The sequence below is a fragment of the Nonomuraea sp. NPDC050556 genome (genome assembly GCF_044457355.1).
Taxonomy (GTDB): Bacteria; Actinomycetota; Actinomycetes; order Streptosporangiales; family Streptosporangiaceae; genus Nonomuraea.
Map to the genome: position 1 here is coordinate 2,555,166 of NZ_JBITGU010000001.1, position 10,944 is coordinate 2,566,109.

9 protein-coding genes are annotated in these 10,944 nt (G+C 67.9%); 4 read left to right on the top strand and 5 right to left on the bottom strand.

Annotated elements, in window-relative coordinates:
* Nucleotides 1–241 precede the first annotated feature (241 nt).
* Together ACIBG8_RS12405 and ACIBG8_RS12410 are read left to right on the top strand one after the other, a co-directional pair.
* Nucleotides 242–1,054 carry a cyclase family protein gene (locus tag ACIBG8_RS12405; protein WP_397342760.1) on the top strand — a complete coding sequence of 271 codons (813 nt, stop codon included), beginning with the start codon at nucleotides 242–244 and terminating at the stop codon, nucleotides 1,052–1,054.
* 546 nt (nucleotides 1,055–1,600) lie between these two features.
* On the top strand, nucleotides 1,601–2,275 hold the full coding sequence (locus ACIBG8_RS12410; protein WP_397342761.1) for a hypothetical protein: 675 nt from the start codon (nucleotides 1,601–1,603) through the stop codon (nucleotides 2,273–2,275).
* A gap of 190 nt (nucleotides 2,276–2,465) precedes the next feature.
* Here the strand turns inward: ACIBG8_RS12410 and ACIBG8_RS12415 are convergent, their stop codons facing one another.
* The gene (locus ACIBG8_RS12415) at nucleotides 2,466–3,668 is read right to left on the bottom strand and encodes an acyl-CoA dehydrogenase family protein (RefSeq protein WP_397342762.1); all 1,203 of its coding nucleotides are present in this window, start codon (nucleotides 3,666–3,668) and stop codon (nucleotides 2,466–2,468) included.
* Between the two features lie 124 nt (nucleotides 3,669–3,792).
* Between ACIBG8_RS12415 and ACIBG8_RS12420 the strand changes: the two genes are divergently transcribed.
* Nucleotides 3,793–4,887, top strand: coding sequence for an MCE family protein (locus ACIBG8_RS12420; RefSeq protein ID WP_397342764.1), 1,095 nt, complete (start codon nucleotides 3,793–3,795; stop codon nucleotides 4,885–4,887).
* Between the two features lie 289 nt (nucleotides 4,888–5,176).
* Here the strand turns inward: ACIBG8_RS12420 and ACIBG8_RS12425 are convergent, their stop codons facing one another.
* Nucleotides 5,177–6,346 carry an MFS transporter gene (locus tag ACIBG8_RS12425; protein ID WP_397342765.1) on the bottom strand — a complete coding sequence of 390 codons (1,170 nt, stop codon included), beginning with the start codon at nucleotides 6,344–6,346 and terminating at the stop codon, nucleotides 5,177–5,179.
* A 67-nt stretch (nucleotides 6,347–6,413) separates the two neighbouring features.
* On the opposite strand from ACIBG8_RS12425, the gene ACIBG8_RS12430 reads away from it, so the two are divergent.
* Entirely contained in the window at nucleotides 6,414–6,968 is a 555-nt protein-coding gene (locus ACIBG8_RS12430; RefSeq protein WP_397342766.1) for a TetR/AcrR family transcriptional regulator, read from the top strand.
* Nucleotides 6,969–7,034: 66 nt separating this feature from the next.
* On the opposite strand, the gene ACIBG8_RS12435 is transcribed toward ACIBG8_RS12430, so the two are convergent.
* From ACIBG8_RS12435 to ACIBG8_RS12445, 3 genes are all read right to left on the bottom strand, one after another.
* Nucleotides 7,035–7,958: a glucosyl-3-phosphoglycerate synthase gene (locus tag ACIBG8_RS12435; protein WP_397342767.1), complete on the bottom strand. Its 924-nt coding sequence runs from the start codon at nucleotides 7,956–7,958 to the stop codon at nucleotides 7,035–7,037.
* 200 nt (nucleotides 7,959–8,158) lie between these two features.
* A complete protein-coding gene (locus ACIBG8_RS12440) occupies nucleotides 8,159–9,631 on the bottom strand; it encodes a helix-turn-helix domain-containing protein (protein WP_397342768.1) in 1,473 nt (490 codons plus the stop codon).
* Between the two features lie 36 nt (nucleotides 9,632–9,667).
* On the bottom strand, nucleotides 9,668–10,936 hold the full coding sequence (locus ACIBG8_RS12445; RefSeq protein ID WP_397342769.1) for an FAD-binding oxidoreductase: 1,269 nt from the start codon (nucleotides 10,934–10,936) through the stop codon (nucleotides 9,668–9,670).
* Nucleotides 10,937–10,944 lie beyond the last annotated feature (8 nt).

Consider the following 10,944-nt stretch of genomic DNA (forward strand, 5'->3'; position numbering starts at 1 on the left):
TGGACTCCTGGTAGTTGATCTCGACCTGTTCTCCGGCAAAGTCCAGTACGACGCCAGCCGACCACCGTGAACCTGGGTCAGCGCGTCCAGACCACTGAGCCAGGCCGACTGGTAGCGGCGAGTGCGTTATGCCTGCGGCGGCACCCCATCTCGAAGCATCACCGCGACCAGGATCTGGACCCGTTGTGGGGTGTCTGGGATGTTGGACGGGATTCGTTCCAGCACGGGATGGGGAGCCGACATGCGACGACGGCAAGCGTTCTCTGCGGCGACCGGCATGGTGGGAGCGGTACTCGGAGGGAAGGTGTTCGCGGACGCCTCCGAGTCGGAGCACCCCTTCCGTCAGGTGCGCCTCGTCAATCTCTCGCACGTCAACGACCCCGCCACGACCTCCGGCTTCCCCGGCGACCCCGCCTTCACGCTCAAGACCGCGTTCACCATCCCCAAGGACGGCTACTACCTGCAGTACGTCAAGGAGGGCGAGCACACGGGCACCCACTGGGGTGCGCCCGGTCACATGAACCAGGGCCAGGTGCTCGCCGACCAGATGGACCCCGACGACTTCTTCCTGCCTGCCGTACGCATCGACATCCGCGACAAGGCCGCGCACAACGCCGACTACGCGCTGACCGTCGGCGACCTCAAGGCGTGGGAGAAGGAGCACGGCCCCATCCCGCGCGGCTCGGCGATCATCCTGTGGACCGGCTGGGAAGCCAAGTGGGGCACGGCGGCGTACGCCAACCTCGATGCCAAACACGCCATCCACCAGCCGGGTTTCAGCGTTGACGCCGTCAAATGGCTGATCGCCAAGGGCCGGTTGGCCGAGCGGGGAGCGCTCGGAAGCGACACCTTCGGCCCCGATCTGGGCACCGACGAGACCTATGCCGTGTCCATGCTCCTCTATCACGAACACCGGATCAGCCTGGAGAACCTGGCGAACCTGGGCGAGCTACCCACCCGCGGCGCCTGGATCCTGGTGGGCGGCGTCATCAACCGGCGGGGCTCCGGCTCCCCCGCGACGATCTACGGCCTCATCCCCAGAGCCCGGCAATGAAGGAGCTGACGCCGGCGTCGCGCTCGAACAGGTCGCTTCCGATGCACAGCAGCCTGGGCTACCGTAGCCCCTCGGAGTACGAGGCCGCAGTGGCCTGATCACCACAACGGCGGTGTCGTCAAGCGGAACAAGCTCGTAGGGAAGGAACGGACCGTCGAGAAGGTGTCGTCCACGACGTTCGCTTGCGCGGCGTGCAACGCCACGCTGACCTCGCCGGTGTCGCGGGTCTCGCTCCCCGTGCACGCTGGTCAGCGGGCTGGCTATAACCTGCTTCCCGCACTGCTCGAGTCTGGAACGTACACCGTGAATCCCGAGCCCTACGGGCCTCCATGGCGGCGGTGGGATGAGGTTGGTACGGAGGAAGCAGAAGCTCGGGGCGTGTACGCGCCGGTGTACTCCATCCCCGACGGACCCTCGGGCGCGGTTGGGGTCACGTTGGGCGACGTACGCGGCACTGTCCTGAATCCTGAGCGATGCGAAGGCGGCTGTTGCGGGCTGGATGGCCGGGCCGGGCCGAACCTGGCATGCGCAGCATGTGGGCGGGCGGTGGCGACACTCATCGATGACTGCGGGCGGTGGCAGGTGGTCTGGATGGACCCGAGTGCTGTTCTTGCACACCCCAGCGATACTCCCGCTCGTCCGATTCTCAGCTGGGAGGATTCGCTGGACCAGCACCTGAGCGCACTCTTGGTGGAACCGTCCGAGGCGTGGGGTGCGCGGTGGGAGGCGGCGGCCGGGGTGGCTGTGGCCCACTTACTGGCCCTCTCGGCAGGTGAGCGCGTGATCGTCTCTGACGGCCCTCTCGCCAGGATGTTCCGCCTGGCCCTCGACGCACTGCTTCCATCGGGATTGCCGAAGAAGGGTCTGGCTCTGGCGGGGCCGACGTTGGCGTCCCAGGTGGGCGATATCTTCTTGGTCCCTCAGCATCCGCAGACCGGCGAGATCTGGCGATCCGGCACCGACGCGGCGGTGGCGCTGCCTATGGATGTGTGGGCGTACCTGGCCTTCAACGACAACCGGCGACTGCTTCCCGCAGCGGGCGGGCTACCTGCCGGGGTGTACCGCGACGATCCTCCGCCTTCGATGCCGTTCGGCTCCTTCAGACCTGACGGGAGGTTGTTCCTGCACACGTTGGCCCGGCTGCCTGAAGTACGCCAGCCGTGGCTGCGCGCCATCTACGACCAGGTGGAGGACGGTCACGGGCTCGCCCGACCGTTTTGATGAGCGAAGAACCGCAGGCAGCCCAATAATCGGTCGTGGCCGCCGAGGACGCGAAAGCAGCGCCAACTTCGCGCCGCATTCTCGATCGCCAGACCACGACGGGTATCGCAGAAACCGAACACGGTGGCCGAAGCATCCAACACTCGTGGCGATGATCGGCCGATACGGCGCCTTCGACGTATGGAAAGAGTTATCGCACCGGCAGGCCGGTGACCGCTCTTCCGATGATCAAGCGTTGGATCTCCGAGGTGCCTTCGAAGATGGTGTAGATCTTGGCGTCTCGGTGGAAGCGTTCTACCGGGTGGTCGCGGGTGTAGCCGGCGCCGCCGAGGATCTGGATGGCCTGTTCTGTTACCCATACTGCGGTTTCGCCTGATACCAGCTTGGACATCGAGCCCTCGGCCTGGTTGAACTGGCGGCCGTTTCTGGCCATCCAGGCTGCTCGCCAGGTTAGAAGGCGGGCTGTGTCTACCCTTGTGGCCATGTCGGCCAGCAGGAAGGCTATTGCTTGGTTTTCGCCGATCTTGCGGCCGAACTGTTCGCGTTCCCTGGCGTAGTCCCTGGCGTATTCATATGCGGCTCTGGAGATGCCCACCGCCATTGAGGCTACTGAGGGTCTGGTTGTTTCGAAAGTGCGCATGGCGGATTGTTCGCCGGACTTCTCGCCGTTTCTGGCTTTCGTGAGTCTGGCGGTCAGTCGTTCCTCGCCGCCCACCAGGCATGATGCGGGGACTCGGACGTTGTCGAGGACTACCTCGGCTGTGTGGCTGGCGCGGATGCCGTGTTTTTTGAACTTCTGGCCCATCGTGAGGCCTCTGGTGCCCGGGGGGATGATGAAAGAGGCTTGGCCTCTCGTGCCCAGTTCGGGGTCTACTGAGGCGACCACGATGTGGACGTTGGCTATCCCGCCGTTGGTGGCCCAGGTCTTGACGCCGTTGATGATCCAGTCCGAGCCGTCGCGTACGGCGCGGGTGCGGATGGAGCCTACGTCGGAGCCTGCGTCGGGCTCGGAGGCGCAGAAAGCGCCTAGTTTGACGTCGTTTTCCGTGCCGAACATCTGGGGGAGCCACTCCCCCATCTGTTCCTGGGTGCCGCCAGAGGCCAACGCGGCGGCCGCCAGGCCGGTGCCGACGATCGAGAGGCCGATTCCGGCGTCGCCCCAGAAGATCTCCTCGAAGGCGACCGGGATGGCCAGGCCGCTCTTCTCGAACCACTGGGTGGCGAAGAAGTCGAGGGAGTAGAGGCCGATCTTGGCGGCCTCCTGAATGATGGGCCAGGGGGTTTCTTCGCGTTCGTCCCATTCGGCGCCTGCGGGGCGAATGACGTCGCGGGCGAAGGCGTGCACCCAGTCGCGGACCTCGGTCACATCGTCGCCGAGTTCGGGACAGAACATCACGCACCCCCAGAAGCGTTACCAGTGGTAACACCCTACCGGTGAGTAGAGGGTCAAAGGAAGGGATCGGGGAGTGCGCGACAGGCACTCTCGGTAGCATCTTGACTACTCTTTGGAAGGGTCTATGAATCGCTGGCTCGCTGGCCTGCTTGCCGCCCTCGCGTTGGCGGGTGGGTATCTGGTGCTTCGGCCGTCGCCCACCGTCAGGGTGACGGCGTTCTTTGATCACGCTGTGGGGCTTTATCCCGGTTCTGATGTGCGGGTTCTCGGGGTTCGGGTGGGGCGGGTGGTCAGTGTTGCGCCTGCCGGGGGGCGGGTGCGGGTGGTGCTGGAGTATGACGCTGCCCGGAAGGTGCCTGTTGACGCTCGGGCGGTGATTGTGGCGCGGTCGGTGGTGGCTGATCGGTATGTGCAGATTGCGCCGCCGTACACCAACGGTCCTGTGCTCGGGGATGGGGGGACGATCTCCGACACTCAATCGCCTGTTGAGATTGATGAGGCCTTGGCGGGGTTTGATCAGGTTGCTCGGGCGTTGGGGCCGCAGGGGGCCAATGCGGATGGGGGGCTTTCGGAGCTTCTCGGGGTTTCTGCGGACACCTTCCGGGGGCAGGGGGAGAGTGTCGGGGTGACGCTCAGGGGGGTGTCGGATGCGGCCTCTGCGCTGGCGGACGATCGGGATGAGTTCTCGCAGACCGTGCGTAATCTGGCGTCGATCACTGCGGTGATGGCTCGGGACGATGGGCGGATCCGGGGGTTCATGACGGATCTGGGGCAGGTGTCCGGGCAGCTCAACGGGGAGCGGGAGGAGTTGCGGGCGACGCTCAAGGGGTTGTCGGGGACGCTCACTCGGGTGGCGGGGTTTGTCGAGGACAATCGGGGTGAGGTCGCCGCGAATGTGCGGGAGCTTGCTCGGATCACGCGGTTGCTGGTGAAGCATCGAAAGTCGATCGAGACGTTCGTGGATGTGGCGCCGTTGGCGGTGAACAACGCGAACAACGCGTATGACGCGGAGTCTGGGACGTTTCGGGTGCGGTTCAACCTCAACGGGCAGACGGATGATCTGGCTATGTGGGTGTGTTCGCTGGCGTATTCGATGGGGGTGCCGCCGCGGGACTGCGCCCCGTTGCTCGAACCGCTCAATCCTTTGGGCGGGCTGCTCAACTCGGCCGAGCTGGACACGTCGCCCGATCTCACGCTGGGTGGGCTCATCCGGCCATAAGGACCTTTTCTGTACGGCGGAGCCGGGGAGATGCCCTATCCGCCGCACGGGGCTGGGGGCATTCCAGGATGACGCTCACCGGCCGCACATCCCGGCCGCCGTCACGACGACGGAAGGGCCCCGTGGCGCACGAGCCACGGGGCCGGGAGAAGGAGGAATCGCCCGAAGGAGCCCTGTTGAACGGCCCCTCTCGAAAGGGTGAGGACCTCTTGAGGGACTGAGCCTCGGAAAGGGCTGGCCTCTCGAAGGGAGCGGGGCTGTCCGAATGGGCAGGGGCCGTTCGGTGGGGTCAGGGGGCTGGGCGTTCGAAGCGGGTTGCCGTGTGGATCGCGATGGCGCCCAGGAGGAGCGCCCCTGCCAGGCCGTACATGAGAGTGGAGAAGTCCGGGAAGGCCGCCGCCACCTGCGGTCCCAGGCTCGCTCCCAAGAACAGGGAGAACGTGAACAGGGCCACCGCCGCCCCACGAGCCTGCCCGGCCAGGCCCGCGATCGCCTCGTTGATCGACGGTGCCACCAGGGCGATCGTCGCGACATACACCGCCAGCAGCAGTCCAAGCCCGAGGGAACCGGGGCTGGTCAGGCCGACCAGCGCGAGTGAAGCAGCGCCCAAGGTGAACGCCAGGAGGGCGCGGCGGGTGGCGGGGATGCGGGCCAGCCACGGCATCACCAGCGGGATCACGATCATCGAAGGCAACCCGCTCGCCCGCAGCGCCAGCAGGTTGTCCGCGCCGCCGAGCTGCAATCCCGCGTAGACGGCGACGAACGAGCCCAGGATGACCACCGTGCCGACGTACCGCAGCGCCAGCTCGGGCCTGCGCAGCAACGCGGGGTAGGCGCGGTACACGGTGGCCAGCGAACCCCCGGCCAGCACCGGCGGATCCTGGCGCATGATCGCGCGGTTGGCGACAAAGGTCGCCGCGAAGAGTACGGCGGAGGCCAGGAACAGGCCCCTCCAGCCGAGGGTCCCGACCAGCGACTGCGCCGCCACCTGCGCCAGCACCGCAGCGGCCAGGAACCCGCTGGTGATCGTCGTGATGGCGACCATGCGCCGCCTGCTGTCCAGGCGCTCGGCCACGTAGGACAGCGCGGCGGGCGGGAAGATCGCGACCGCCACGCCCTGCAGCACGCGCAGCCCGAGCGCCACCTCCATGGACGGGCTCAACGCCACGAGCGCCGTGGCGAGCGCGGCCAGCGGCAGCCCGATGGAGACCAACCGGCGACGCCCGTAGCGGTCGGAAAGTGGACCGAAGATGAGGAAACCCGCCGCGTACCCGACGCCGAACGCGGTGACCATCCAGCTCAAACCGGCGGCAGAGGTCCCCCATTCACCTGCCATGTCATGCAGCAGCGGGATCACGAGATACAGCTGGCCGCTCGACATGATCGCGGTCAGCGTGAAGGCGACGAGTGTCTTGGCCAAGTGGACGGAGGGGGCGGTCGTAGTCACAGAAACAGCCATGCCTGGCAACGTAACCAACCAACTAGTTGGATGTCAACCAACTAGTTGGCTGGAGTAGAATCCTGCCATGACGACGAGGGATGCTCTGCTGAAGGCCGCGCGCGAGGAGTTCGCCGCGTACGGCGTCGCCGGTGCGCGGGTGGACCGGATCGCGCAGAACGCCGGGGTGAACAAGGAGCGCATCTACGGCTACTTCGGGAGCAAGGACAAGCTCTTCGACGCCGTGGTCAGCCAGGCGATGGAGGAGCTGACCGAGACCGTGTCCATGCCGGGCGACGATCCGGTCGACTACGCGGGCAAGGTGTACGACTTCCACCAGGATCACCCGGATGTGACGCGGCTGCTGATGTGGGAGGCGTTGCACTACCGCGACGCCGACCTGCCCGGTCAGGCGGACCGGCGGGCCAGGTGCGTGCGCAAGTCGGAGTCGCTGGCCGCCGGGTTGGGGCGCGAGCCGTCGCAGGAGGTGGCGATGACGATGCTCACGCTGGTCGGGATGGCGTTGTTCCCCAGGATGATGCCACAGCTCGTCCGGCTGATCGCGGGGGACGAGGTCGGGCGGGAACAGATGCGCGAGCACCTCGTGGCCTTCGCGGAGGCGGCGCTCGTCAGGAAGGACTAAGGACACCCAAAACCCACCTGACCTCTGTGAGGGGGCTCGGGGGTGAGGGGATGGCGGAGGTGGGCTCTAGGGGAGGGTGAGCATCGGGGGGCGTTCGGCGATGGAGACGTCGCGGGTCTGGACCTGGTGGCCGCCGCCGGTGCGGTGGAACTGCGACAGCCGTACCCCTGGCTCCTCCACCGCGATCATCTTGCCCTGGCGGTCCAGGCGCGACCAGGCCGCCAGCATGATCTGCGCCGCCATCCCGCCCAGCGCCTCGGTGGACTGGTGGGAGTGCTCGCGCACACCCAGGTCGACCTGGGCCAGCGCGTCGAGCCCGGCCAGCTCCAGCAGGTCCACCAGCAATCCCAGTTCGACGCCGTAACCGGTGACGAAGGGGACGCGGGTCAGGGCGGAGCGGCGTCCGGCGTACTCGCCCGCCAGGGGCTGGACGAAACCGGCCAGCTCGGGCCAGTGCAGGTTGATGAGCGGGCGGGCGACGAGCTCGGTCACCCGGCCACCACCCGTGGGCGCGTCGCGCAGGGGGCGGTCGTAGCAGCCCTTGACGTAGGCGACGGATGGATCCGTCAGTAGCGGACCAAGCAGGCCAGTCACGAAGGAAGACCGAAATTTCCGGATGTCGGCGTCTACGAACACCAGCACGTCGCCCGAGGTCACGGCCAGCGACTTCCACAGCGCCTCGCCCTTGCCGTCGAGCGGCTTGAGGTCGGGCAGGATCTCGTCCTGGGCGTGTACGGTCGCCCCGGCGGCCGCGGCGACGGCCGCGGTGTCGTCCGTGGAGCGGGAGTCGATCACCACGACCTCGTCGACGAGGCCGGGCAGCTCTCCCAGCAGCACGCCGACGATCTCGCCGACGGTGGCGCGCTCGTCGCGGGCGGGCAGGACGACGCTGATCGTCGTGGCGCCCTTGGCCTCCGTCAGCAGCGGCAGGGGCCAGTCGGCGGCCGACGAGGTGCGCTTGCGCAGCCATGCCTCCACGTCAGGCAGCACGCAGCCCCTCCCCCGTCGCTCTCACCCCATCAGCCTAAACCCCGCGGAAACGACACCGGCGGAAGGTCCGCCCAACGCTGAACACCCCCCAAGAAACAACCCCGCAAACTCGGAGGAACCCCCGAAAGGAGGTCCTCCCCTCTGCTTCTCTCCTTATGAGGGGGGTCTCCCTGCCGAGCGGGCGGCGGGGTTCGTGGTGGTCAGACGCCTGCCGCGTGCCGTTCGAGGAAGGTGTAAACGTCCGCCTCGTCCACGCCAGGAAACGACCCGGGCGGCAGCGCCGCCAGCACGTGGGAGTTCGCCCGAGCCGACGGCCACGCGTACCCCTCCCACCGCTGCGCCAGCTCCGTCGGCGGCCGCCGGCAGCAGTCGCCGTTCGGGCAGTTCGACTTGGTCCGCGAGGTCGTCTCCCGCCCCCTGAACCACCGCGACTCCCTGAACGGCACGCCCAGCGTGATCGCGAAGTCCCGCTCCCGCGACGGATCCACGTGCGCGACGCAGAAATACGTGCCCGTCGGCGAGTCCGAGTACTGGTAGAACACCGAGAACCGGTCGGGCGAGGTGAAGACCTGCCGCCCCGACCACTGCAGGCACATGCGCTGCCCCTCGATCGCCCCCTGCTCGTCGGCGGGGAACACGATCCCGTCGTTCTCGTAGGCCTTGTAGATCGTCCCGCTGGCGTCGTTGCGCACGAAGTGGCACACGAGGTCGAGGTGGTGCGTGGCCAGGTTGGTGAAGCGGTGCGCGGCCATCTCGTAGGAGACGGCGAACACGTCGCGCAGGTCCTCCACCGACAGCGCCCTGTCCTGCTTGGCCTCCTGGAGGTACGCCGAGGCGGTCTTCTCCGGCACCAGGACCGCGGCGGCGAAGTAGTTGGCCTCGGTCCGCTGCCGCAGGAAGTCGGCGAAGTCGCGCGGTTTGTCGTGGTGCAGCGCCAGGTGCCCGAGCGTCTGCAGCAGGATCGTCCTGGGGGTGTGCATGCCGAGCTGCTCGTGCTTGACGTAGATGCGCCGGTTGCGCAGGTCGGTGATGGACCGGACGGAACGCGGCAGGTCCTGCGCGGTGTGCACGGTGTAGCCGAAGTGGGTGACCAGCGCCTGGACGTTGCTCTGTGACAGCGCGCCGGTCCGGTAGCCGACGGCGGCCAGCGCCTCGGCCGCCGCCTTCTCGATGTCGGGGAAGTAGTTGCCCAGCTCCCGCTGCTTGCGGCGCAGCTCGGCGTTGGCCGCCCTGGCCTCCTCCGGCGTCGCCGTACCCCTGGCCTGCCTGGCTCTGAGTTCTCCGTACAGGCCAAGGATGTGTTCGAGCACGTCGTTGGGCACGCGGGCGGAGACCTTGAGCCGCGGCAGGCCCAGGCCGGAGTAGATGGGGTCGCGCTGGGCCTCCTCCAGCGCGATCTCCAGCTGGGCGCGCCGGTTGGGCGGCTGGCGCCGCAGCAGCTCCTCGACCGGCACGTTCAGCGCCGCCGCGAGCGACTTGAGCAGCGACAGCTTGGGTTCGCGCTTGCCGTTCTCCAGCAGGGAGAGCTGGCTGGGCGCCCGGTGGACGCGAACCCCCAGGTCGGACAGGGTGAGGCCGCGTTGCTTGCGCAGGTGACGCAACCGCTGCCCGAAGGCGATCAGATCGAGCTCCTGCGTCAAAGACAGCGGTTCTTCGCCAAGCAAGGAGGCCATGCCGGAATCCTAAGCGCAAAAACCGGCCGTTTTCTACTAGCTCGGCAGTCTGATATGCGCGCAATGCCGGAAGACATCGTCCGGGTCCCATGTGGCCTTGACCCGCTGGAGGTCGGCGTAACGCGATCTCAGCGCCCAGCGCACCCGGTCGTCGTCGGGGTCCTCCATGTTGAGGTAGGTGCCGGTGACCGGATGGTCGTTGATCGCCGCGGTCAGCTTGTCGACCCAGGCGATGTTCTCGGCGTCGTCGGCCGGGTCCGTCCAGCAGGCCATGGGGTGGACCAGCCACTGGCCGCTGACGGCCGACAGGACGATCTGCGACAGCGGGCTCGGCGCGGCGACCGCGTGGTCCTGCAGGGCGGTGACCAGGCCGGGCGACAGACCTTCGACGTAAGCGCCCGTCCACCGGTTGCGCAGGCCGGGAGGGGCGCCCTCGTCGAGCATCGACTGCAGCGCGACGTACGGCATGACAGCGGAGGCGTCGAACAGCGCGCTCTCCCGTAGCGGCCTGATGACCTGGGAGCCCACCTCCAGGTCGCCGAAGTATGCGGGCACGACCCCGAGGATCGGCCGCCCGACCACGTCGCCTGGGACGAACGGCGCGGGCGGCGCGGTCATGAACACCGCCGCTCCCCCGAACCCGGGGCGCGAGCGCAGCCGGTCGAGCGTGTCCAGCACCATCGGCGCGTCGCAGACGCGGAACCCGATCATCCCGCCCAGCACCAGCGGGCCCACCGGGTGCAGGCGGAAGGTGAAGGAGGTGACGACGCCGAAGTTGCCGCCGCCGCCGCGCAACGCGTTCATCAGCTCCAGCTCGCGGGCGTCGTCGACGAGCACGTGCCGCCCGTCGGCCGCGACGAGCTCGGCCGCGATCAGGTTGTCGCAGGTCAGCCCGTGCAGTGCGGACAGCCAGCCCTCGCCGCCGCCGAGGGTGAGCCCGGCCACGCCGGTGTGGCTGACCCTTCCGCCCGGTACGGCCAGGCCGTACGCCTGGGTGGCGGTGTCGACGTCGCTCCAGGTCGCCCCGCCCTGCACGACGGCGGTGCGGTTGCGCTCGTCGACGGTCACGGCGCGCAGCGCCGACAGGTCGATCACCAGGTCGCCGCCGAGCGCCTTGCCCGCCACGCCGTGCCCGCCGCCGCGCACGCTGACCTCGTAGCCCTTCTCGCGGGCCAGGCGGAGCGCGGCGACCACGTCGGCCACGCTGCTGACGCGGGCGATGACAGCGGGTTTGCGGTCGATCATCCCGTTGTGGAGGGCTCTGGCGTCCTCGTATCCGGGGTCCTGCTGCGTGAGGAGAATCATGCCTCCAG

What these genes read in the sequence shown, in the direction of transcription:
- ACIBG8_RS12425 (WP_397342765.1), bottom strand. Translation starts at nt 6,346, where the DNA reads ATGGCTGTTTCTGTGACTACGACCGCCCCCTCCGTCCACTTGGCCAAG.
- ACIBG8_RS12440 (WP_397342768.1), bottom strand. Translation starts at nt 9,631, where the DNA reads ATGGCCTCCTTGCTTGGCGAAGAACCGCTGTCTTTGACGCAGGAGCTC.
- ACIBG8_RS12405 (WP_397342760.1), top strand. Translation starts at nt 242, where the DNA reads ATGCGACGACGGCAAGCGTTCTCTGCGGCGACCGGCATGGTGGGAGCG.
- ACIBG8_RS12415 (WP_397342762.1), bottom strand. Translation starts at nt 3,668, where the DNA reads ATGTTCTGTCCCGAACTCGGCGACGATGTGACCGAGGTCCGCGACTGG.
- ACIBG8_RS12430 (WP_397342766.1), top strand. Translation starts at nt 6,414, where the DNA reads ATGACGACGAGGGATGCTCTGCTGAAGGCCGCGCGCGAGGAGTTCGCC.
- ACIBG8_RS12445 (WP_397342769.1), bottom strand. Translation starts at nt 10,936, where the DNA reads ATGATTCTCCTCACGCAGCAGGACCCCGGATACGAGGACGCCAGAGCC.
- ACIBG8_RS12420 (WP_397342764.1), top strand. Translation starts at nt 3,793, where the DNA reads ATGAATCGCTGGCTCGCTGGCCTGCTTGCCGCCCTCGCGTTGGCGGGT.